20 protein-coding genes and 1 pseudogene are annotated in these 22,564 nt (G+C 72.2%); 15 read left to right on the top strand and 6 right to left on the bottom strand.

Annotation, left to right across the window (positions count from 1 at the left end; genetic code table 11):
- Window positions 1-9: 9 nt before the first annotated feature.
- On the bottom strand, window positions 10-924 hold the full coding sequence (locus tag ABTZ58_RS18515; protein ID WP_351357340.1) for an AurF N-oxygenase family protein: 915 nt from the start codon (window positions 922-924) through the stop codon (window positions 10-12).
- A 295-nt stretch (window positions 925-1,219) separates the two neighbouring features.
- On the opposite strand from ABTZ58_RS18515, the gene ABTZ58_RS18520 reads away from it, so the two are divergent.
- Window positions 1,220-1,486, top strand: coding sequence for a hypothetical protein (locus ABTZ58_RS18520; protein WP_351357343.1), 267 nt, complete (start codon window positions 1,220-1,222; stop codon window positions 1,484-1,486).
- A gap of 140 nt (window positions 1,487-1,626) precedes the next feature.
- On the opposite strand, the gene ABTZ58_RS18525 is transcribed toward ABTZ58_RS18520, so the two are convergent.
- Window positions 1,627-3,111: a cellulase family glycosylhydrolase gene (locus tag ABTZ58_RS18525; protein ID WP_351357346.1), complete on the bottom strand. Its 1,485-nt coding sequence runs from the start codon at window positions 3,109-3,111 to the stop codon at window positions 1,627-1,629.
- A 267-nt stretch (window positions 3,112-3,378) separates the two neighbouring features.
- On the opposite strand from ABTZ58_RS18525, the gene ABTZ58_RS18530 reads away from it, so the two are divergent.
- Window positions 3,379-4,833: a serine/threonine protein kinase gene (locus tag ABTZ58_RS18530; protein WP_351357349.1), complete on the top strand. Its 1,455-nt coding sequence runs from the start codon at window positions 3,379-3,381 to the stop codon at window positions 4,831-4,833.
- 321 nt (window positions 4,834-5,154) lie between these two features.
- Here ABTZ58_RS18530 and ABTZ58_RS18535 read toward each other — a convergent pair whose 3' ends face one another.
- Window positions 5,155-5,346 (bottom strand): hypothetical protein, encoded by a 192-nt coding sequence (locus tag ABTZ58_RS18535; protein WP_351357352.1) that lies wholly within the window; start codon window positions 5,344-5,346, stop codon window positions 5,155-5,157.
- Window positions 5,347-5,609: 263 nt separating this feature from the next.
- Here ABTZ58_RS18535 and ABTZ58_RS18540 point away from each other — a divergent pair, with 263 nt between their 5' ends.
- The 4 genes and pseudogenes from ABTZ58_RS18540 (at window position 5,610) to ABTZ58_RS18555 (ending at window position 11,953) form a co-directional block, all read left to right on the top strand.
- Window positions 5,610-8,483, top strand: a complete 2,874-nt coding sequence (locus ABTZ58_RS18540) for an ATP-binding protein (protein ID WP_351357355.1) — start codon at window positions 5,610-5,612, stop codon at window positions 8,481-8,483.
- A gap of 141 nt (window positions 8,484-8,624) precedes the next feature.
- Window positions 8,625-9,620 (top strand): alpha/beta hydrolase, encoded by a 996-nt coding sequence (locus ABTZ58_RS18545; RefSeq protein ID WP_351357358.1) that lies wholly within the window; start codon window positions 8,625-8,627, stop codon window positions 9,618-9,620.
- 149 nt (window positions 9,621-9,769) lie between these two features.
- On the top strand, window positions 9,770-10,600 hold the full coding sequence (locus ABTZ58_RS18550) for a helix-turn-helix domain-containing protein (RefSeq protein ID WP_351357361.1): 831 nt from the start codon (window positions 9,770-9,772) through the stop codon (window positions 10,598-10,600).
- Window positions 10,601-10,831: 231 nt separating this feature from the next.
- Window positions 10,832-11,953 (top strand): annotated as a pseudogene (locus tag ABTZ58_RS18555) (FAD-dependent oxidoreductase).
- 86 nt (window positions 11,954-12,039) lie between these two features.
- Here the strand turns inward: ABTZ58_RS18555 and ABTZ58_RS18560 are convergent.
- Window positions 12,040-12,462 carry a DUF350 domain-containing protein gene (locus ABTZ58_RS18560; protein ID WP_351357364.1) on the bottom strand — a complete coding sequence of 141 codons (423 nt, stop codon included), beginning with the start codon at window positions 12,460-12,462 and terminating at the stop codon, window positions 12,040-12,042.
- A 273-nt stretch (window positions 12,463-12,735) separates the two neighbouring features.
- A complete protein-coding gene (locus ABTZ58_RS18565; protein ID WP_351357366.1) occupies window positions 12,736-13,887 on the bottom strand; it encodes a S1 family peptidase in 1,152 nt (383 codons plus the stop codon).
- A 707-nt stretch (window positions 13,888-14,594) separates the two neighbouring features.
- Here ABTZ58_RS18565 and ABTZ58_RS18570 point away from each other — a divergent pair.
- From ABTZ58_RS18570 to ABTZ58_RS18595, 6 genes are all read left to right on the top strand, one after another.
- A complete protein-coding gene (locus ABTZ58_RS18570; RefSeq protein ID WP_351357369.1) occupies window positions 14,595-14,957 on the top strand; it encodes a hypothetical protein in 363 nt (120 codons plus the stop codon).
- 206 nt (window positions 14,958-15,163) lie between these two features.
- The gene (locus tag ABTZ58_RS18575; protein ID WP_351357372.1) at window positions 15,164-16,531 is read left to right on the top strand and encodes an APC family permease; all 1,368 of its coding nucleotides are present in this window, start codon (window positions 15,164-15,166) and stop codon (window positions 16,529-16,531) included.
- 346 nt (window positions 16,532-16,877) lie between these two features.
- Entirely contained in the window at window positions 16,878-17,009 is a 132-nt protein-coding gene (locus tag ABTZ58_RS18580) for a hypothetical protein (protein ID WP_351357375.1), read from the top strand.
- 168 nt (window positions 17,010-17,177) lie between these two features.
- Complete coding sequence (locus ABTZ58_RS18585) at window positions 17,178-17,567, top strand: hypothetical protein (protein ID WP_351357378.1); 390 nt, start codon at window positions 17,178-17,180, stop codon at window positions 17,565-17,567.
- Complete coding sequence (locus ABTZ58_RS18590) at window positions 17,564-17,908, top strand: hypothetical protein (protein WP_351357381.1); 345 nt, start codon at window positions 17,564-17,566, stop codon at window positions 17,906-17,908. Before ABTZ58_RS18585 ends, ABTZ58_RS18590 begins: the two co-directional genes overlap by 4 nt.
- Complete coding sequence (locus ABTZ58_RS18595) at window positions 17,905-18,681, top strand: phosphodiesterase (protein ID WP_351357384.1); 777 nt, start codon at window positions 17,905-17,907, stop codon at window positions 18,679-18,681. The genes ABTZ58_RS18590 and ABTZ58_RS18595 overlap by 4 nt, the downstream gene beginning before the upstream one ends.
- A gap of 25 nt (window positions 18,682-18,706) precedes the next feature.
- On the opposite strand, the gene ABTZ58_RS18600 is transcribed toward ABTZ58_RS18595, so the two are convergent.
- The gene (locus ABTZ58_RS18600) at window positions 18,707-19,246 is read right to left on the bottom strand and encodes a DUF4232 domain-containing protein (protein WP_351357387.1); all 540 of its coding nucleotides are present in this window, start codon (window positions 19,244-19,246) and stop codon (window positions 18,707-18,709) included.
- 206 nt (window positions 19,247-19,452) lie between these two features.
- On the opposite strand from ABTZ58_RS18600, the gene ABTZ58_RS18605 reads away from it, so the two are divergent.
- The 3 genes from ABTZ58_RS18605 (at window position 19,453) to ABTZ58_RS18615 (ending at window position 22,330) form a co-directional block, all read left to right on the top strand.
- A complete protein-coding gene (locus ABTZ58_RS18605; protein WP_351357390.1) occupies window positions 19,453-20,028 on the top strand; it encodes a hypothetical protein in 576 nt (191 codons plus the stop codon).
- Window positions 20,029-20,121: 93 nt separating this feature from the next.
- Window positions 20,122-20,259 carry a hypothetical protein gene (locus ABTZ58_RS18610; RefSeq protein ID WP_351357393.1) on the top strand — a complete coding sequence of 46 codons (138 nt, stop codon included), beginning with the start codon at window positions 20,122-20,124 and terminating at the stop codon, window positions 20,257-20,259.
- A 142-nt stretch (window positions 20,260-20,401) separates the two neighbouring features.
- Window positions 20,402-22,330, top strand: a complete 1,929-nt coding sequence (locus ABTZ58_RS18615; RefSeq protein WP_502996090.1) for a lectin — start codon at window positions 20,402-20,404, stop codon at window positions 22,328-22,330.
- Window positions 22,331-22,564 lie beyond the last annotated feature (234 nt).

Consider the following 22,564-nt stretch of genomic DNA (forward strand, 5'->3'; position numbering starts at 1 on the left):
GCGGGCCGGTCAGATCAGGTGGGCACGCTGGTAGAACACCAGGGCAGGCTTGGTCAGCAGCCCGGCCGAGGCCAGGAACTCCATCAGGCCGGCGCAGCTGGAACGCAGCATCGCCTTGTGGTGCTCGTTGGCGCGCGCCTCGGCGATGGCCCGCTCGGGATCGAGTCCGGCGTTGGCGTACACGGACTTGTTCACCATGCTCGTCACGATGACGTAGGCGGCCACGGCGATGACGAACGCGTGGATGTGCCGGCGGACCGGCCCCGCCTTCGCCAGGTGCCGCCGCGTCTCCTCGCGCGCGAACTTCATGTGGCGGGACTCCTCGACCACATGGATGTTGTTGATGGTCCTGACGAACGGCACGACCCGCTCGTCCCGCATCCAGTCGCGCTGCATGACGTCGAGGACCTCCTCGGCGACCAGGATCGCCGCGTAGGCGGCCTCGCCGAACGCCAGGGTCTTGAAGGCGCGGCCCAGTTCGATCGCGACCCGGGGCGGGCGGTAGGCCGGCGCCTGGAGCTTCTTGGCGCCGCGGGCGAACATGATCGAGTGCCGGCACTCGTCCGCGATCTCGGTCAGGGCCCACTGGACCGACTCGTCGGTCGGGTCCTTGGCGTAGACGTCCCGGAGGATCAGCTGCTGGAGGATCATCTCGAACCAGATGCCGGTGCTGGCCACGGAGGCGGCCTCCTGCCGGGTCAGCTCCTTGCGCTGCGCTTCGGTCAGCTCGTTCCAGTACGAGGTCCCGTACAGGGTGCTCCACTCCGGGCTGGCGCCGTGAAAGTCCTTGTCCAGCGGCGTCTCCCAGTCCACCTCCGTGAGGGGGTCGTAGGAGAGTGTCGCGGCCGAATCGAGCAGTCGGCCGGCGACTTCACCGGCCTGGGCGTCGCGCTCGACTCGCGGCCGGGCGGTGCTGCTTGCCATGCTCCCAACTCCTCAGTTCCGAGGGACGGACCGTCTCCGTCCGTGGCGCATGCGATCGCGAGGGCTCCGGCAGCGTCCCGAGCCGGAGGGCTCCTGCGTCCGTCCGCGCGGAGGCGGGGGGTGTGCCGCCGCGCGTGACGGGTCAGGGGCGGCGTGCGGTCACGTCGCCGCCCATCCCCTTGTTAGACGGAATGTATAACAAGGGGATGGGCTGAGCCTACCCCCGAGTTAGGAGGGATACGCCGCCTCCGCCGCGGCCAGGTCGTTGTCAGTGGCGGGTGCGATGCTGGCCCGCATGGACTGGGCGGAGATCATGCGGGGCCGGGTGTACGGCGCCGACCACGACGATGCCGGGCCCCGGCCGGACCGTGTCTACGCAGAACTGGTCGGCGGCCCGCTGGACGGGCTGTTGCTGGACGTCACCGGCCGCCCCGAGCGAGAGCTGCGCGAGGGAGTGGCGCTTCCCACGGAGATAGGGGCCCACGGCCCGGGCGGCCGTGCGCGGTACGCGCTCCGGACGGCGGATGGCCGTCACCTGGACTGGCGGGGCGACAGCCCCTGACCGGCCCTCTCCGCAACCGGACGCGGCGAGGGGCGTGACATCCGTCCCGGGCGTGGACGGCCGGCACATCGGCCCGGTCCCGCCCGTCCTGGTTCGACGGGCGGGACCGGGCCGGGCGGGACCGCGGGCCGGGAGCCGGGTCAGCTGGTCGGGAAGTCGTCAGGGGTGCGGATCTGGTCCCTGATCCACGCCCCGGCCGGCTTCAGCTGAGCCGTGCCGGTCCAGGGGCCGTCGGCGGTGCACGTACCGGGCTTGAACACGGCGCCGGAACGCTCGTCGTCGGAGAAGTTCCAGTTCACCCAGCTGATCTTCTTCGCCGCCATCAGATCGATGTAGCGCTTGGTCATGGTGAAGTCGTTCGCACCTTCACCGGCGGAGTTCTGGGACCCGAACTCGCTGACGAACACGGGCAGCTTGTCGGCGGCGCGCGACAGGGTGTCGAGGTACTCGTCGCGGTGCGAGGCCGCGTAGAAGTGGAACGTGTACAGGATGTTGGTCGCGTTGACCGGGCTGGCGGTGATCTCGTTCTCGTTGCTTCCGTCGGAGACGCCGAGCGAGGACCAGGCGCGGGTGCCGACGAGCACGGGGGTCTCGGGGTCCTGCTGCCGGATGACCGGGATCAGCTGTTCGGCGTAGGACTTGATCCTCGCCCAGCTCACACCGTTGGGCTCGTTGGCGATCTCGTACAGCAGGTTGGTCTTGTTCCCGTGGCGCTGGGCGATCTCGGTGAAGAAGGTCCGGGCGCGGGACAGGTTGTGGTGGGGGTCGCCCGGGGTGAGCTGGTGCCAGTCCACGATCACGTAGAGGCCGCGCGCGGTGGCCTGCTCGATCAGGGTGTGCGCCAGGTCGGTGAAGCGCCGGGGATCGGTCTCGTAGCCGCCCTCCTGTACGTAGGTGGACACGCGCAAAACGTCGGCGTTCCAGTCCCTGGCCAGGGCGTCGAGCGATCCGCTGGTGAGGCACTGGCTGTACCACTGGGTGCCGTGGCTGCTCATGCCGCGGAGCTGTATGGGCTTGCCGTACTGGTTGCACAGCTTGGTGCCGCACACCCGCAGCTGCCCGTTGACGGCGGCGGGTGTGTCGCCGACCTGGCCGCCCGAGGTGTCCAGGGAGAGGTGGTCGACGTTCGGCCCGCCGTTTGAGGTGGTCGCGGTCGCTCTGACGGTGTTCGCGCCGGCCTTGAGGTTCACCGTGAGGGTGGTGGTGCTCCAGTCGGTCCAGGCGCCCGTGCCCTGGAAAGCCCTGCCGGCGGAGGTCACCGCACCGTTCACCGCGATGTCCATGGGGCGGTTGGTGGCGGTGCCGTTGGCGAAGCGCAGGGTGAGGGCGGCTGGGCCGGCCTGCGGCGCGTTGACGGTCCACTGGACGTAACTGCCCTGGACATTCTCGTAGTTGACGAAGCCGCCGCCGGTGAAGCCGGCGTGGTCGGAGTCCACCGCGCCTCGCGAGATGGTGGCGGATTCCGCCTCGTGCACGGTGGCGGCACGGGGTGAGGCGGCGGCCGCACGGCCGTCCGGGACGGCGGCCGTGGCCGGAAGAGCGGCGGTCAGGGCCAGGGCCAGGGCCGCGGCGCCGGCTGTGGCGGTTCGGCGGAGGGCGGGAAGGGACGAGCGTAGCCAACTCATGGTCAGACTCACTCCATCGGTGTGGGGTGGGAGGATCCCGCGGTCGCGACAGAGGGGCCGACCGCATCTCCCTGGAAGGAAGGAAACGTTCCTAACTATTCAAAGGAGTAGCGCAAGTTCAGCATGCTGAGCAAGAGGTCGGACTGACTGTCATGTGCACGTGCTGTTCGGGCGGGTGCAAACGGCGGCTGGGTGGGTACCTGCGTTCGGCGGCCGGTCGACGGCGGGCCGCCGAGCGGTGCGAATCAGCGGAGTGGGGAGAACGAGGTGGGATTGCGCGAGGTGGGGGGCGCCCGGGCCTTTCGGGGCTGCGCCCGGATTCTGGCGGGCCGCTACCGTCTGGATGCGCTCATCGGCTCGGGTGGCGCGGCTGACGTGTACCGCGGTGTCGACCTGCGGCTGCGGCGGCCGGTCGCGGTGAAGGTCTTCCGCGCCGGCACCGGCTTCGACACGGAGGACGCCTTCCGCAGCGAGACCGTGATCCTGGCCCGGTTGCAACACCCGGGGCTGGTGACCGCGTTCGACGCCGGGCACCATGGCGGCGAGGCGTTTCTGGTCATGCAGCTGATCGACGGTCCCACGCTGAAATCCCGCATCGCCGAGGCCCCCCTGTCCTGCGAGGCCGCGGCCGCGCTCGGCGCCGCGCTGGCCGGAGCCCTGGCGCACGCCCATGAGGCGGGGATCGTCCACCGGGACGTCAAACCGTCCAACATCATCCTGGACCCCTCCGGCCACCCCCACCTGACGGACTTCGGCATCTCCCGGTTGCTGGACGCGACCACCCGCACCGCCACCGGCGCCCTGACCGGGACGGCGGCCTATCTCTCTCCCGAGCAGGTGCTCGGCCGTCCCGTCGGCCGGCCCGCCGACATCTACGCTCTCGGCCTGGTCCTCCTCGAAAGCCTCACCGGCCGGCTCGAATACGACGGCGGTCCCCTGGAGTCCGCCATCGCGCGCCTGCACCGCAGCCCCGCCCTGCCGGACTTCCTGCCCGAGGCCTTCACCGCCCTCCTGCGCGACATGACCAGCCTGGAGGAGCAGGATCGTCCCACGGCGGCCGACTGCGCCCGAGCCCTGACCCGGCTCGCCGGCACGACCACCGCCACCCCTGCCGCCTCCGGTGCCCGGCCGGTGCTCAGCGTCATCCCCTCCACGGCCGTCGGGCACACCGACGCCACACACCGGAGCCCGTCGCCCGCCGCGAGGACGCCCTGGATCCCGAGCGCCCCGGCAGCCGTCCCGCAGCAGGCGTCCCGCTCCACCTCCTTGCGAGGCCGCTTCCGCGTGCAAGGGGCGGCAGCGGCACTGGCCGCACTCGTCGCGGCCGGCCTCCTGGCCACCGACGGCTCCCCGCATCACGACGCCGCGGACGGAGCACCGTCGGAAGCAGCCCCGACCGCTCCTGATCCGGCCACCCCCTCCAGGTCCTCGAACACCCCGGCTCGCGACGACGGCACGCCCGCCGCGTCGTCGACCCGGCCCTCGCGCAGCCCTTCCGGGTCCACCCGGCCGCTCAGCGAGCCCAACCCGGCGCACACCGAGCCCGCGACCCGTCCCGACCCCACGTCCGCGCAGCCGGCGGCCGACGCCAAGGCGGTGGACAACGCCAAGACGGTGGACAACGCCAAGGCGGCAGGCAAGGGCAGGGCGAAGGCGCCCGCCGATGCGCCGGGTGAGGCGCGGAAGAACCAGAGGGGCAAGAAGGCGGCACACGCCAAGTAGGGCGCAGAGAACAGTGCCGGAAGCGTGTCGGCGGTCACGGAGCGGGCGAGGCGCTCGTCGCCCTGGGCGGGGACCGACTGTCCCTCCTGCGCCAGACCCAGGGTGACGTAGCCGACCGGCCACGCCGCCCGTTGCGCGTGGGCCGTGCGGACGAAGAGGACCACTCCTCACGGACACCCTCACCGCCACCCTCGCCGTCACACACCGACCGTGAGCCCGCCCGCTCCAGCCCGCCAGGCCGCCTCCGGGAAAGGAGGCGTTGCGGGCGCCCCCAACGGAAGAGCCCGCAGGCGTCCCAGCCAGAAGGAGGCCCTGCAGGCTCTACGCGGCGTCGCCGTGGCCGGCCTCGCCCGGCGACCCAACCGGCGGCGTCAGCCCGTCGTCCTCCACCATCCTGCGCGCCGGCTCCGTCCCGTCCAGCTCCCAGTGATGCCGGCACTCCTCGCACCGGGGACCCTCCGCCACGTCGAGCACCTCCCCGTTCGGGCAGTCCGTGCCGTCCCCGCGACCCACACACGCTTCCTCGCCGTCCCCCATGTCTCCGACCGTGCGCCGACTCGGCCCGGCCGGGGAGGGCGCCGACGGGGCGCACAGGCGCTCGACTCCGTACCACACTCCCCGCCGCGACGCAGAGGGACCGCTCCCTGTCACACAAGGTCCGGCGCGCGTCACACCGTCCGTGTGATGCGCGGGAGGCGGCTTGTGACGATGATGGGGAGGTGGTCGAGAGAAGCGGCAAACCGGGAGAGGCGCCGGGCGCAGCGGCGCGCGGAACGGTGAGCGTCGCACACGCCCCGGCTCCGGCGGGCGAAGAGCCGTCGGCACGGCCGGCAGGGCTCGGCGCGGGAGGGGGCAGCGGCACCGGCACCAACCATCGCCCCCCGCCCGGCAGTTCGCTTCTGGGCCGGCAGACCGAGGTCGCCCGAGTCCTCGGCCTCGTCGACGACGGACGCACCGGACAGCGGACACTGCTCCTGCTCGGCGACCCCGGCACCGGCAAGTCGAGGCTGCTCGCGGCCGCCGCCGAGCACGCTCGCGACGGCGGCGTGCTCGTCCTGGCGTCCCAGGGCGTCGAGGCCGAGTCACGCCACTCCTTCGCCTCCCTGCACCAGCTGCTGCTCCCCGTCCTCGCCGAGGCCGCCGCGCTGCCCGCCCGTCTGCGCACGGCGCTGGACACGGCGTTCGGTATCGCCCTGGACGATGGACCGCCCGACTCCATGCTGCTGCGCACGGCCGTCCTGACACTGCTGGGAGGTGTCTCGGGACGGCAGCGCCTTCTCCTGGCCCTCGACGACGTCCAGCACATGGACCGGGACTCCCTCGACGTGCTCGGTTTCGTGATGCGCCGCCTCGCGGCGCAGGACGTGACGGCACTGATGACCGCACGCGGGCACACGGCCCCCTCCGGTCTCCCGGCCGGCGTGCCCACCGTGCTGCTGGGACCGCTGACCGAACAGGCCGCCGCCGCGCTGGTGGACGCCCAGCCACACGCGCCCACCGGCCGGAGGCGGATCGAACTGCTGCGGCAGGCCGGCGGGAACCCGCTGGCCATCATCGAACTGTGCCGCGCGGCAGGAACGGGCGGCGCGGGTGTCCTGCCCGGCGGCGGCCTGCCGCACACCGAACGCATCCAGGAGCTCTACGCCGCCCGCCTGCGCGCTCTGCCGGAGACGACACAGCGGCTGCTCCGGTACGCCGCCGCGTCGCAGGGCGAGGACCTCGCCACCGTCATGACCGCCGCCGGTGTCCGGTCCGACCTGTCGGCATGGGCCCCGGCCGAGGAGACCGGCCTCGTGGCCGTGATGGACGGGCAGGTGCACTTCCGGCACCCCCTGGTCCGCGCGGGTGCCTATCACGCGGCACCGGCCCACGTCCGGCAACAGGCGCACCGGGATCTGGCGGCCGCCCTCACCGCCGACCCGGCCCGCCGCGCCTGGCACCTGGCGGCGGCGTGCGTCGGCCAGGACGAGTCCGTCGCGACGGCCCTGGAGGACACGGCCGAACTCGCCGAGCGGCGCGGCGGCTTCTACGCGGCGGGCCAGGCGCTGCAACGCGCCGCCGAGTGCAGCCCGGCGCCGGCCGACCGGGCGCGCCGCTACGCCAAGGCGCTGCGGGCGGCACAGAACGTCGGCGACCCCCTGTGGGTGTCCGAGCTGTACGACCGGATCACCGCGCTCACCGAGGACCGGGACCTGCTGGGCATGGCGGCCTGCGGGGCCGGCATGGGGCTGTCCCTGTTCGGGCACCAGCGGCAGGCGTTCTCGGTGCTGATGCGGGCGCTGGAGCCGCAGCCGCCCGGGAACGCCATGACCGTGGTCGCCCTGACCAGCATCCTCGCGGCGATCGGCTACCAGTCGGGCCTGCCCGAGGTCAGGCGCCCGGTCACGGCCGTGCTGGAGGGCGCGCGGGCCGGCCACGAGGAAACGCCCTACGCCGAGCTGGCGACGCGCGACAGTTCCGACGCGGTCCGGGCCGCCTCCCTGGCGGGGGCCGACCCCGCACGGGCCCCCGAGCTGTTGCGGCGCATCCGGCCGGAGCCGACGGCGCGGGAACCTGCGGCCGACATCGCCGAGATGACGCGGCTGCTCGGCCTGGGCGGCGTCTCCTGGTACGCCGACGAGTCCGACCTGTGCGTCGAGGCACACCGGCAGGGATACGCCATGCTCAGCGCCTTCGGCGCCATGGGCTCGGCCGCGCCCTCGCTCGCGGCGGTGGGCGCGGCGCTCATCGACACCGGCCGCTGGGCGGAGGCCGACGAACATCTGGACAGGTCCGCCGCGTTGGCCGCCGTGCACAAGTGGGCGCACCTGCAGAGCGATGTCGAGGCCCTGCGGGCGACGCTGCGGGCCCTGCGCGGCGAGCCTGCCGGCGGTCCGGCCGACTCCGCCTGGACGGCGGTCGGCCTGGAGGAGAACCGCGCGACCCACGCCCGCCTCCTGCGAGCCGCGGGTACCGCCGCCGCGGCGGCCGGCGACTTCGACGGCGCCTACCGGCACTTCCGGTCGCTGTTCGCCGAAGACGGCACTCCCCTGCACTACTTCCTGTCCCCCCGGTCGGTCGCGGACCTGGCCGCGGCCGCCCAGCGCACGGGCCGGGAGAAGGAGGCCGCACCCGTCGTCGAGGCCGTGCGCGCAGCGGTGGGACCGCAGCCGACGACGCGGATGACCCTCCTGCTGCACCACGCCGCGGCGTTGACCGGCGCCCCCAAGGACGCCGAGCACCATTTCCGGCTGGCCACGGTGAACCCCGTGGGCGACCAGTGGCCCCCGGCGCGGGCGCAGGCCAGGCTGCACTACGCGCAGTGGCTGCGCAGGCGACGGCGCCCCCTGGACGCACGCCCGCTCCTGGTCACGGCGCTGGAGTCGTTCACCCGGCTCGGCGCGGCGGGCCTGGCGGACGAGGCACGGGTGGAGTTGCGGGCCAGCGGCGTCACCACCGGCAGCGCCCCCGCCCAGGCCGACCGGCTCGCCGAACTGACCGCGCAGCAGCGGGAGATCGTGCGGCTGGCGGCGCGAGGGCTGCGCAACCGGGAGATCGCCGAGCGGCTGCGGCTGTCCCCCCGCACGGTCAGCTCCCATCTCTACAACGTGTATCCGAAGCTGGGCGTCAGCAGCCGCAACCAGCTCCGTGGTCTCTTCGAGGACCTGTGAGAGCGCCTTCAGGAGCAGTAGGGTGGCGGCACTTCCGCGGCGCGACCTCGCACGCCGCGGCCTCGCACGAGGAGGCGTCCCCCGCCGGGGCCCTCGGTGCGGGGCCATGGAGCGACCACCCGCGACCGTGCAGGGAGCCGCGTGAACCCCGAACCCCCCGCGGACGACGGTGGGCACGAGCCGCCCGCCGTCGTCCTCGACCCGCTCGTCCAGCGGCTCGTCGACGCCTCGGCGGCACCGCCGTCCCTGCACCAGCTCGGCCCGGCCGACGGGCGCCAGGCCCTGCTGGAGATGCAGGGCCAGGCCCTCGACGACTTCGTCGTGGACGCCGAGTTCGCGGTGGCACCCGTGGGCCCCTCCGGACTCGTCGGCTTCTGGCTGTTCCGGCCGGCGCGGCCACCCGGCCCCCTGCCCGTGGTCGTGTACCTCCACGGCGGCCGGTGGATGCTCGGCGACGCCCGGACCCACGCACGGACGATCAGCGAGCTGGCGGCCCTCAGCGGCGCCGCCTTCGTGGTGCCCGAGTACACCCGCACGCCGGAGGCCCGCTACCCGGTCGCGCTGGAGGAGTCGTACGCGGTGCTGACCTGGCTGGCCGGGCAGGCGGCCGAACTGGGCCTGGACGACCGCCGGATCGCGGTGGCCGGGGACTGCGCCGGCGCGACCATCGCCACAGCCCTGACCATGCTGGCCAAACAGCGCGGCGGCCCCCGCATCCGCGCGCAACTGCTCTATTACCCGCTGACCGACCCGGACTGCGACACCGCGTCGGCGGAACAGTTCGAGTCCGGCTACCTCCTGACGCGGCCGGCCGTCGAGTGGTACTGGCGGCAGTACACCGACGACGAGGGGGAACTGGCCGAACCGACGGCCGCGCCGCTGCGGGCCACCCCCGCGGACCTCGCGGGGCTGCCCCCGGCCCTCATCGTGTCGGCGGAGGCGGACGTCGTACGGGACGAGGGCGAACGGTACGCCCGTCTGCTGCGCGAGGCGGGCGTGGCGGCCACGGCCGTGCGCTACCTGGGCACGGTGCACGACTTCGTCTCCCTGAACCCCCTGTGGGACAGCCCGCCCACGCAGGCCGCGATCCGGCAGGGCGGCCACTTCCTCGCGGACGCTCTGGCCGGCCCTTCCTGAGCCCGGCTCCGCGCACGGCACAGGCCGGGCGGCGTCGGGCCCGCCCGGCCGCTTCGGAATGAACCGTCAACTTACTGATGCCCGCGCAGGAAGCGCTTGCCAGGCTGGAGGGCGCCCGCTGTCCGCCGCGCCGCTGTGGAGAAGCCCATATGACCAAGCCCACCCCGCCGTCCGGGGGCATCTCGCTCGTCCCCGCCGTGCCGGACGAGGGGGACGAGGGATTCCTCTACCTGGGAATGATCGCGCGTACCTCGTCGGCCACCACCCGGGACGGGAACAAGGTCGTGCTGGAACCGAGGGACCTCGTCTTCTGTGATCCGGCCCGGCGTGACGTCCCGCAGTTCGACGACGACTGCCGGATGACGGTCTTCCGCATTGCCCGGTGCCACCTCGGAGTGTCCGCTGCGGACCTGGACCGTGTCCTGGGGGCGACCGTGCCGGGCCGCGGACACCCGGGCGCGCTGGTGTCGGACCTCCTCTCGGCGTTCGCCACCGAGGCGCAGTCCCCGAGGCCGCTGATCGGCGACCGGCTCACCCGCAGCGCCCTGGATCTCGTCGCCGTCCTCGTCATGGAACTCCTGGAGACGGAGCCCGCGCGGGAGGCGTCGCGCGCGGAAAGGGCCGGCAGCGAGATGCTGTCCCGGATCCGGGCCTACATCGACCGGCGGCTGATGGAACCGGACCTGTCGCCGGGGTCGATCGCGCGCGCCCACCACATCTCCGTCCGCTACCTGCACAAGCTCTTCCGGAACGACGGCATCACGGTGGGCCAGTGGGTACGGCAGCGCAGGCTCGACTCCTGCCGGCGCGAACTGAGCCGGACCCGCAGCCGCGGCGTCACCGTGGCCGCCGTCGCGAACCGCTGGGGCTTCAGCAGCCCGGCCCACTTCAGCCGCACCTTCCGCGAGGCGTACGGCATGACCCCCAGCCAATGGCAGGCACTGGCCACGTCGGGCGCCCGCTCACCGGCCCTCCGCTGAGGAGATCACGGGCGTCGTGCATGGGATGGGCCTCGCGGTCGCCACCGCGTCCGGCTGCCGGCCCGCACGTCACCGCCCTTCGCGCCACGGCCACATCACCGTCTCGGTGCCGCGTCGGAGGAACGTCGGGGACTGTCGGACGGATGTCGGTGGCGTGTCGGCGGGAGCTGACACCTTTCCGGAGACGGCCGACCGGAGCTCACCGGGCGGCCCCCTCCCGAAGGAGCCACCATGCACACCCCCGTCACGATCATCGGCGCCGGACTCGGCGGACTCACGCTGGCCCGCGTCCTGCACGTGCACCACATCCCGGTCACGGTCTACGAGGCCGAATCCTCCCCCTCGGCACGCGCCCAGGGCGGACTGCTCGACATCCACGACTACAACGGGCAGCTCGCGCTCAAGGCGGCCGGGCTGATGGACGAGTTCCACACCATCGTCTTGGAGGGCCGCCAGGCGCTCCGGGTCCTCGACCGGGACGGAACCGTCCTGCTCGACCAGGCCGACGACGGCACGGGGGGACGCCCCGAGGTGCAGCGCGGCGACCTGCGGCAGGTGCTGCTCGACTCCCTCCCGGCAGGGACCGTGCGGTGGGGGCACAAGGCCGGCGGCGTCCGTGCCCTCGGTGAGGGACGCCACGAGGTGACGTTCGCCGACGGCGGCACCGTCGTCACCGGCCTGCTGGTCGGCGCGGACGGCGCGTAATCCCGGGTCCGGCCCCTGCTGTCCACCGCCACACCCGAGTACATCGGCAAGTCGGTCGTCGAGACCTACCTGTTCGACGCCGGCACACGCCACCGGGCCGCCGCCCGAGCGGTCGGCGGCGGCATGCTGATAGCCCCGTCACCGGGCAGGGAGATCTTCGCCCACCGGGAGAAGAACGACACCCTGCACGCCTACGTGGGGCTGGCCGAGCCCCGGGACTGGTTCGCCGCGATCGACTTCTCCGACACCGCCACGGCCACTGCGCGGATCGCGCGGGAGTTCGACGGCTGGGCACCGGAACTCACCGCACTGATCACCGGCACCAACGCCACGCCGGTCCTGCGCCCGCTCCACGCCCTGCCCGCCGGGCACCGCTGGGACCGCGTACCGGGAGTGACCATGCTCGGCGACGCCGCCCATCTCGCCGCCCCCGACGGCGAGGGCGCCAACCTGGCCATGCTCGACGGCGCCGAACTCGGCCAGGCCCTCGCCGCGTACCCCGGCGACATCGAGACGGCGCTCACCGAGTACGAGCAGGCCATGTTCGCCCGCGGCGCCGAGGCCGTCGAGGACGACATGCCCCGGTTCGACTCGCCCGACAACACAGCCCGTGGCCTGGCCGACCGGTTCGCCGGGAAGGAACAGTGAGCCCGCCCCGGGCGACTGAGGGGAAGGCCCTCGAAGCCGGTGACCGACCACGTCGTCCGGTACCGCTGTGCGAAAACGCGGCGACTTCAGGCGATGGACGCGGAGATGACGGCGGAGACGGCGAGATTGCAGGAGGCGGTGACCCAGACCGCGGGGTGGGGTTCCGTCTCGACCAGCGTCGCGCCCAGCCGTCCCGGCGTGATCAGGTCCACCACCAGGAACGCCACGGCCATCATCACCAGTCCGAGCAACCCGAAGGCCGCGGTGGAGACCAGCCCCTTGCCGAAGTCCTCGTACGTGGTCCAGATGGACGTGAACACGATGCCGCCGATGCCGAGCAGCGCGGAGCTGAGGACCATGGCGGCGTTGCGGTTCCGCTGTTCCCAGATCTGTCGGCCGAGCTTTCCGGGCGTCAGTACGTCGACCAGGACGATGCCGAGGACGAGCAGGACCAGTCCAAGGCCGCCGTAGGCGGCGGCCCGTCCGAGTCCGTTGACGATGTCGCTCATGGGGTTGCCGACTCCGTGGTGTGAGTGAGTGATCGTGAATGATCGCGGTCAAGGAGAGGTAAAAGGTAGCGCACGTGTTCAGCCTGCTGTCCCACGTGCCGGCACCGGAGCCGGCGAACCGGCCGGCCCGGATGCGGACATCACCTCGTGCGGCAGCCTTCACAGCTACGACGGGCCCCTTGTCCACACGGCGGAGGGCGGAGGGCGAAGGCGAGCGGGCCCCGTCGGCCGTTGTTGGCCTGACGGAACCCGCTCGGTCACGCTGATGAGAGCTCAGGCAGTGTGCAGGGTCAGCCCGTAGCGGTTGAGGATCTCGTTGACGGGCTGGTGCCAGGTCTCGCCGCCGCTGCTGCAGTTGCCCCAGCCGCCCGAGGTGACACCCTGTGCCTGGTCACCGCTGATGAAGGAACCACCGGAGTCACCGGGTTCGGCGCAGACGCTCGTCTTGGTCATCTGGTGAACCGCGCCCTCGCTGTAGTTGACCGTCTCGTTCTTCGCCAGGACGGTGCCGCAGTGCCAGTGGGTGGTGGAACCGGAGCGGCAGACGGAGGCTCCGACGGGGGCCTCGGCGGAACCGCGCACGAGCTGGTCGGGGACAGTTCCCCAGCCGAGGACGACCGGTACGGTCCACCAGCCGCTGCCGACGTTCACCCAGGCGTAGTCGTCGCCCGGGAAGGACGAGCCCTGGAAGTTGCCGATGTAGGACCGGTCCCAGCCGTAGACGGCCGCGCTCGGCCTGCCGCAGTGGCCGGCCGTGACGAAGCCGCCGTGCACGGAGAAGCCTATGGAGCAGCGGACGTTGCCGGTGTAGTAGGGGTCGCCGCCCACGGTGCCGGCGGCGAAGGTGCGCGGTGCGGCGGGGATCTGCCGCACCGTCACGGGCCCGGCCTCACGGGCCCGGTTGAGGAAGGCCTGGACATCGTTGTCGTCCCGGTGTGCGGTGACGACGTTCACGACGACGGTGTTGGCCTTCGCGTCGACGTGCCAGCTGCCGACACCGTCGGGCGCGGACAGGGCGTCGAGGCGCTTCTTCGTCGCGTCGAGCTGCGCGGCGCTGTGGCGTACCACGCGCACGCTCGCTCCGGTCGCGCGCACGGCGTCGGCCCGTGCGGCGGTGGTGACGGCGACGGTGAGTCGGCCGCGGTCGGCGTCGAACCAGGAGCCGGCGTAGGCCGAGCCGGCGGCGCCGCGCGCCTTGGGCTCGACTGCCGTGGCGGTCTTCTCCGCCGCCAGGCGCGTCTCCGCCTGCTGCCGGGTGAGCCCCAGGTCGCGCTGCATCGCGTCCAGGAGCGCTGGGGAGGCCGGGGCTTGGGTGGAGCGGGCGGGAGCGTCCGCGGCGGACGCCGGCAGGGCGCTCGCGGTCGCCCAGGTGCCGAGGAGGAGGGCGGCGGACAGTCCGGTGCGCAGAAGTGTGGTGCGTCTCAAGGGAATGACCCTTCGTTGTTCCAACAGGGTGGGGGTGGAACAGCAATGCCTGAGAGCGCTCTCTTGATTGCCGCAGAGCTTAGCCGCTGATCATGAAAGGGTCTACACCAACTGCGCCCGCCTGTGGCGACGTTGGCGACGGAGCTCCGATGTCGAATCGCCGCTGCCGCTGCCGCTGCCGCTGCCGCTGCCGACCGCGCCATGCCCCGGCACGGATCGCCGCCGACGACGGCCCGGCCGCCGCGCCCTCGAACGGCGTGCCATGGCACGGTGGTTGAGGCTTGGCGCGGACACCCGGCGGGTCCGACCGGCACGCCACGTGGTCCGCGCTGCCCACCCGCCCGGACCGCTCGGAACCGTCACCCGGCAGGCCAGTGCGCCGGAGACTCCTCGTCGTGCACGCGTCGACTCGGCGCCGAGAACACGCCAGACAACCGCGTTGCTTCTGCCCACGCGGCGTTCACTGCTTCCCCATGTGCCGCATGAGCCGTCGAGATTCCGGACATTCGGACAGTGGTGGGATCAAGGCGGTCGGTGAGCATTGGAGAGCAGGCGCGGCGCGGTGGGGGAGCGGACGGGGGAACCGGCCATGCCGGCCCGCGTCCCCGACGGTCACCGCGGCCTGCCTGGAACTGCACTGTGGGCACCGCTGCTCGGCCGGAAGTATCGCGGCCATGCATACATCTCGCAGAGTCGCCGCACTCGGAATGGCCTCGGCCGCCATGGTCGCCGCCGCGATCGCCACGGCGCCCGGCGCCGCCGCGGACAGCCACAACGGGTGTGCGTACCCCCGCGTGTGCTTCTATCCCACCGCAACCCAGTGGAACAACGGCGCGCCGACGGCCGCCTACCAGGACGTCACCAGCAGCTACCAGAACCTCGGCTCCAACAGCCGGGGCGCCGACTACGTCCACAACACGCGCAACGACGACCGGGTCTATCTCCGCTACACCTACAACCCGTCCGGCCAGACAGGGGCCCTGTGCGTCAACCCCAACACGACCGCGATCTTCAACTCGAACTACACGGTGACCGGCATCATGATCCAGACCGCCTCCAGCTGTCCGTAGCCTCGGAGATCCGCTGAACCGGCCGGGGCGGCGTAGCGGAGCAGCACGCCGCCCCGGTCAGCGGAACGGTCACTCACCGTGACTGAGTCGCAGTGTGAACGGAAGCCACCAGCCCGTTCGTCACGGTCAGCGACCACTGCCTGACCTCTCCGTGCTGCCACAGGTGGCCGAGCGTGCATTCCCCGGGACGGGGGACACGAGGCGGTATGGCAAGAGAAACCGGGAACAGGGCGTTGGCGGAGAGACAGGGCGGAGCACGGGAGGAGACGGCGCTCAAGCGCGCGCTGACGACCCCGCTGCTGTACTTCTTCATCCTGGGCGACGTGCTCGGCGCCGGCGTGTACGTGCTGGTCGGGCAGATCGCCGCCGACGCCGGCGGAGCGGTGTGGGTACCGCTGGTCGTCGCGCTGCTGCTGGCGCTGCTGACCGCCGCCTCCTACGCGGAGCTGGCGACGAAGTATCCGCGGGCGGGCGGAGCCTCCCACTACGCGACGCGCGCTTTCGGGCCCTTCGCCGGCTTCGTGGCGGGCTTCTGCATGCTGGCCGCCGGGATCGTCTCCGTGGCCGCGCTCGCCCGAGGCTTCGGCGGTGACTACCTGTCGGCCTTCGTGACCCTGCCCGTGGGGCTCGTGGCCGTGCTGTTCCTGGCCCTGCTCGCGCTGGTCAACGCACGAGGCATCAAGGAGTCGACCCGCGCCAACGTCGTCGCCACCGTCGTCGAGGTGGGCGGACTGGCCGTGATCGTCGTCCTCGGCGCGTGGCTGCTGCTGCGCGGTGACGGCGATGCCGGGCGGCTCACGCAGCTGGGCACGCCGGAGAAGGGAGCGGCCGCGGCCGTACTGAGCGGTTCGGTACTGGCGTACTACTCCTTCGTCGGGTTCGAGACCTCGGTGAACGTCGCCGAGGAGACCCGCGACCCGCGGCGCTCCTATCCACGCGCCTTGTTCGGCGCCCTCGCCACCGCCGGAGCCGTGTATCTGCTGGTGGGCCTGGCCGCCAGCGCGGCGGTGCCGACCGACCGGCTGGCCGGGTCGAGCGGGCCGCTGCTGGAGGTCGTCGAGGAGGCGGGCGGCGTGCCGCCCCGCCTGTTCAGCGCCATCGCGCTCGTCGCCGTGGCGAACGGCGCGCTGCTCACCGGCATCATGTCCTCCCGCCTGGCCTACGGCATGGCGAAGGACGGGCTGCTGCCCGCCGCGCTGACCAAGGTGCTGCCGGGCCGTCGCACGCCGTGGGCCGCGATCGCGGTCACCACCCTGCTGGCGATGTTCCTCGCGCTCACGGGCAGTGTCGCCACCCTGGCGTCCACCCTGGTCCTGCTCCTGCTGGTCGTCTTCCTCATGGTCAACACGGCGGTGCTGGTGCTGCGCCGGGACCCGGGCGAAACCGACCATTTCCGGAGCCCGACCGTACTGCCGGTGCTGGGCATCGCGTCCTGTGTCCTGCTCGCCACGCAGATCGAGGCGCAGGTGTGGCTGCGGGGGCTGGTGATCGTGGCCGTCGGCGTGGTGCTCGGCGCGGTCACCGCCGTGCGGCGAACCCGGCGGACGGACCAGGACACGCGGAGCACCGGCTGATCATCCGCAGAGGGCTGGCCAGGCATGCGCGCAAGACCTGCCGGCGGTCGTGGACGGACCGGGCGAAGCCGAACGATCGTGTGTCTGCTGTCTGCTGTCTGCTGTCTGCTGTCCGCCGGGTCGGCGTGCGGTCGGCGACGAGCGTCTACCGTGGCCACCCCGCCTCCGGCAGCCCACGGCGTCGGGGGAGGCCGGATCGGCGCCCGGTACGAGGGGCGGGGCAGGCTCCTCAAGGTGTGCCGGTACGAGTCGCCGTCGAAGCGGGCCGGGAGATCTCCCACTACGCGGGCGGTACGAGGTACGGGTTCTGGAGGCCCGTACCGGCCGTCTGCTCGGCACCCACCGCATGGCCGGACGCACCCCGGTCGCCTGCACACTGTTCGTCCCACCCGGCGCGGACACCGAGGAGGTCGACCCGTCCGGTGACGCCGTGCTCCGCACACTCCTCGACCCGTACGCGCGCGGCGAGCAGCCCTGAGCGCGTGCCGCCCCAGGTCCGCCTTGTCGTGACGGCAGCATGCGGAGCCCGGCTCCTTCCTCGGCCAGGGGCCGGAGTGTCGTCTCGTGGTCCGAGTAGAGACGCCGGACCAGGGGTACCCGGGCCGCCCCGTGGAGGGAGGCACTCGTGGGAAAAGGTCCTCGTCCCGTGCCCGCGGTGACGGTCGCCGCCGCGCACGGTGCGTTCAACGTCGTGGGCGGCCTGTGGCCGCTGGTGCACCTGCGCAGCTTCGAGTGGGTCTACGGACCGAAGGCCGACGACTGGCTGCAGATGACCACGGGCGGACTGCTGGCGGGCGCCGGCCTCACGCAACTGGCCGCCGTCGCGGATCCGGAGGGCCCGAAACACGCCCGCCGCATCGGCCTGGTCACCGCTGCCACGCTGCTGGCGGTCGATCTGGTCTACGTCCCCAAGGGGCGGCTCAGGCCCACCTACCTCCTGGACGCCGCGATGGAGGCGGCATGGATCGCGGCCTGGTTCCGGAGCGCCCCCGCCACCGCCCCCGGCGGCCGGTGGACCGGGAGGCGTGGACGATGAAGGCACCACTGCCGCTTTTCCCCCCGCCCGGGCGGACGTCAGACGGCCAGGGACTACAGGAGCCGGCCGCCACCGTCGTCGGGGCGGAGGCGCTGTGGACCGACCTGCCCGACCACCGCACCGACGGCCGCGACTGCGCGGAGCGTCGTGTCACGATCCACGCCTGCTCGCCGACGGAGCGGACCGGCCAGGACGGCGAGCCGGCGGACGGACCGCTGCGCCGCGTGCCCACCAGTTCCGGGGAGCGCCTTTCCCCCAGGGGCCGCCAGGGTACTTCCGACTCCTCCTCCGACCGCGAGGCCGAGGCCGATGGGCGCGGGGACGGGTGGCCGGAATCATGAGAGTGCCCGACGCGTCCGCCGACCCGGTCCGCGCAGCCGGCGGACAGCCGTCGTCCCCGTCCCGGCCGGCCGCACTGGTCGAGGCCGGCTTCCGAGCGCTGGCCCGGCTGCGCCACGCCCCGGCCCTCCACCCCCAGGGGCTGACCTGCACCGGCGAACTGGAGGTGGTGGAGGACGGGGCCGGACCATGGCACGTGCCGTGGCTGGACATACCCCGGCGGCTCACCGCCACGGTCCGCCTCTCGCGTGCGGGAGGTCTGCCCCGGCGCCTGCCCGACGGGCTGGGCCTGGCCGTGCGCGTGACGGACGCCGACGGCCCGGACCGCACCCTCGACCTGCTCATGACCAGCAGCGGCCGTGGCCGGGCCGGACGGCATGTGCCGCTTCCCCGTGCCGACGCGCTGCGCGGCCCGTACTCCAGCCTGCTCCCGTACCGGGTGGCCGGCCGGTCCCGGCTGCTGGCGGCCTTCCCCCGCCGGACCCGGCAGGCGCCGGTGCCCGGCGACCCGCAGAGCATGGCCGCCGCGCTGGCGGCCGGGCCGCTCGTCTACGACCTGTGCGCCGAGACCGCCGACCGGTCCTGGCGGCGGTTCGCCGTGCTGACGGTGCGGGCCGTGCTGCCGGTCGGGCAGGAGGACACCCTCGACTTCGACATCTACCGCAACAGCGTGCGCGCGTTCGCGCCTGGCGGCGCCCTGGCCGCTACCCGCCGCGCCGCCTACCGCGGTTCACGCTCGGGCCGGGGCGCCCCTCGCGAGGCTCCGCGACAGTGACCTCCCGCCATAACCGTCCGGGTACCTACATACCGATCGGGTTGAGGTAGGTGGCCGGGCGGGTGGCGGCGTCCTGCTTGAGGATCTGGCCGCCGAACGGCCACGCCAGTGTGAAGTGCTCCGTCTCGTTCGGAGGGGTGACCAGGAACTTCGCGGGCACGAACTTCTCCTGCTGCGGAGTGGACCCGGCCACGGGGAGCAGGGTGATGCTGAAGTCCACCGTGTCGCCCTGCTCCAGTGTCATCTTCACTGGCGTCTTGGAGGAGCGCGCCAGCGACCAGGTGCCGTCGGTCTTCTGAGCGCCGATCATGTCGACGCCGGCGAATCCGGACAGGGTGCAGGTGCGCTTGCTCCGGTTGGTGAACCAGATGTACGCCTGGGTCTGCTTCTCGCTCTGCCCCATCTCCGGCCTCGCGTCATCCCCCGTGGCGAAGCCGGCCTTGAGGTCGGCGGTGTGGCAGCGCGTCGGCTCCGCCTTGGCGGCGGCCGAGGCCGGGACGGCGGCAGCGGCACTGCCCCCGACGACAACGGCCGCAAGGACGACGGCAGTCAGCTTGCTCTTCATGATTCGGTTCCCCTCCATACGAATCGGCGCACGAGGTCAGCGCGCGCCTGCACACCTGAAGACGCGCGATGTGGGGAAGTGGTTCGGTGTGCCGCGGCACCAAATGGCCCTGCCTGGCGACGTCTTCCTGACACTTGTCAGGAAGACGCCGCGGGGCATCCCGAGTACGTTCCGCCACACATCACAAACCCCAGGGAAGGAATGGCGTGTCCATACTCAAGCGGTACGCATCCCTCGCAGTGGCCGCCCTGGCTCTGCTGTCCGTGAGCCTTGCCGGGCCGGCATCCGCGGGGACCACGCAGTCCCGTGCGGTCTTCGGGGAACAGGCCCGCGCTGCCGGCCTCAGCCGAGGCGACGCCGACGCTCTCCAGGCGAAGGTGGACCGCTACCTTGCCCGCCACGACGGTCGTCAGGTCGCGGCGAACGAGATCGTCCTGGCGGACGGCGCCACGCTGACGGTCACCGTTCCCGGTGAGAAGTCCGTGCGCGATTTGAGCACGACGACCGGAACCCGCGCGGCGGCCCAGTGGGAATGCGACTACGGCTACTTCTGCATGTTCCGTCAGCAACTCGGCCTGGGCGACCGGCTCGCGTTCTATCACTGCCAGGACTACGCGTTGCAGGGCTGGACCGGTGACGGCTCCTACTACAACCACCAGACCCCCGGCACCCGTGCCCTGTTCAAGGCCCAGAACCGCAACGTCATCTTCACCACGCCCGGTGCCACCTACAGCGAGCCCAGCTACAACTGGACCCCCGTCTGGTTCGTCAGGCCCTGCTAGACAGGTCGACCGCTGAGCACCGCGACACCAGGCCCGACACCAGCCGCCCGGTCGGCGCGGGGTCGACGGCCGGGGGCGCTGGTGCAGATTCGGATGAGCGTGAACATGTCCGGCGCGCGGTCGACGCTGACCATGGCTCTGTCGGACATCGGCGAGCCGGTGCGCGTGACGGTGCTGCGGGCGGCGGACACGGTCCCCGTCACCGAGGCCGGCGGCATCCTGAACGGCTGAGCCGGGGCAAGGCGTACCGGGGTGTTCCAGGGCGCACGGCCGCCACTGTTGACGGGTACATGCCCTGTCAGTTTAATCAGGCCTTAAGTTAAGCCAGTCGCATGCCGTGAAGGGTGAGGACCCCCCACAGAGAGGTCATGCCATGACCCTGCTACTCAGACTTCCGCTCATGCGTGGAACGCCCCCGGCCGTGCGACGGCCGGGCGCCGCGACAGCTGTCCTGCTCCTGGCCCTCGCCCTGGTCGCGGGCCTGGGCCCGGCCTCACCGGCCGCGGCCGCGGGGGAGCGTGTCGACGTCTGGCTCACCACGACATCGGACTCCGCCGGCCGCAACGTCACCCGCGGACTCGCGCAGCAGGCCGCCGTGAACTTCGGCCCCACCGGCGGCAGCGCGGACCAGACCATCAACGTCGACGAGGCCACGACGTACCAGCAGTTCGAAGGGGGCGGCGCGTCCATCACGGACACCACCGCCCACCTGCTGCGCGGCGGCGCCATCAGCGCGTCGACCCGTGACAGCGTGATGCGCCGCCTGTTCTCGCCCACCGAGGGCATAGGCCTCTCCTTCGTCCGCAACCCCATCGGCGCCTCGGACCTGTCCCGGCCCGGCCACGTCTCCCTCGACGACACCTGCTGCGACCTCGGCGACTTCGGCGCCAACGGCTACGACACCAACGTCCGCCTGCTGACCACCCAGGCCAAGCAGCTCAACCCGGCGCTGCGCGTCAAAGGCGTTCCGTGGAGCGCGCCGGGCTGGATGAAGGACAACGGCCGCATGGACCAGATGGGCTGGCTGAAGTGGGAGTACTACCCCATGTACGCCCAGTACCTGGTGAAGTACATCCAGAGCTACCAGGCAGCCGGCGTGGACATCGACTACATCTCGGTGCAGAACGAACCGAACTGCTGTCAGGCGAGCAACCCCACCGCCATGGACTACCCGGGCATGAACTGGAACGCCTCCGGTCTGATCGAGTTCACGAAGAACCACGTGTACCCGGCCTTCCGCGCGGCCGGCATCGACACCAAGATCCTGGTCCACGACTGGAACTACGGGGACTACCCCGCCATCGGAGCCCCCATCCTGGCGGACGCCGGCGTGCGCAACGACCCCCTCTTCGGCGGCATCGCATGGCACGGCTACTCCGGGGACCCCGCCGTGGGCAGCCAGGTGCACCAGCAGTACCCGAACGTACGGCAGTTCAGCACCGAGCACTCCGGCGGCACCTGGATCGGCAACCAGCACAACGAGGACCTGGCGGACATCATCAACTACGCCCGCAACTGGAGCGGCAGCCTGGTCAAGTGGAGTCTGGCCCTGAACCAGAACATGGGCCCGCACAACGGCGGGTGCGGCACCTGCACGGGCCTGATCACCGTCCAGGAGGGCGGGCCGCGCGCGGGGCAGGTGGACTACACGGTCGAGTACTACACCACCGGCCACCTGACCAAGTTCGTCAGGCCCGGTGCCCACCGGATCGCGTCCACCGCCGGCACCACCGTGCCCAACGTCGCCTGGCGCAACCCGGACGGCTCCAAGGCGCTGATCGCACACAACGGCAGCGCGTCGGCCCGGTCCGTCCGGGTCGACTGGGGCTCGCAGTCGTTCCACTACACGCTGCCCGCCCGCACGACCGCCACCTTCACCTGGTCCGGCACGCCGTCGGGCAACCCGGGCGGCGACACGGGCAGCCTCGTGGGACTCGCCGGAAAGTGCCTGGACGTCGCCGGCGGCAGCAACGCCGACGGCACGGCAGTGCAGCTGTACACGTGCAACGGCTCATCGGCCCAGCGCTGGACGGTCGGTTCGGACGGCAGTGTCCGCGCACTCGGCAAGTGCCTCGACGTCAGTGGAGCTTCGACGGCCGACGGGGCCAGGGTGCAGCTCTACACCTGCAACGGCACCTCGGCGCAACAGTGGTCGTACAACCCCGCCACCCACGACGTGGTCAACACCGGAGCGGACAAGTGCCTCGACGTGACGGGCAACAACTCCGCTGACGGTACTCCCGCCCAGATCTGGACGTGCACCGGCGGCGCGAATCAGAAGTGGACGCTGAACACGGGCTGACCCGGCTGACCCGGCCGGCCGGGCCCTCCGGGGCCCGGCCTTTCCGCGCACCCGCCGGTCGACCAGGTCGTGCCGCCCATCGTCACCCAGTGAGCGTGACGGGCGCGCTGGGCCTCGTGTCGCGCACCCCCGCTTCCCGTGGGCCGGCCGCGCGACCGGCCCAGGACCGCGGCTCGACAGGGTGATCGCCTGTACGACATCGGCAGTCACGGATGGCTGCCGTGAGGCAGGCGT

The sequence above is a fragment of the Streptomyces sp. NPDC094143 genome (assembly GCF_040303825.1).
GTDB lineage: Bacteria > Actinomycetota > Actinomycetes > Streptomycetales > Streptomycetaceae > Streptomyces.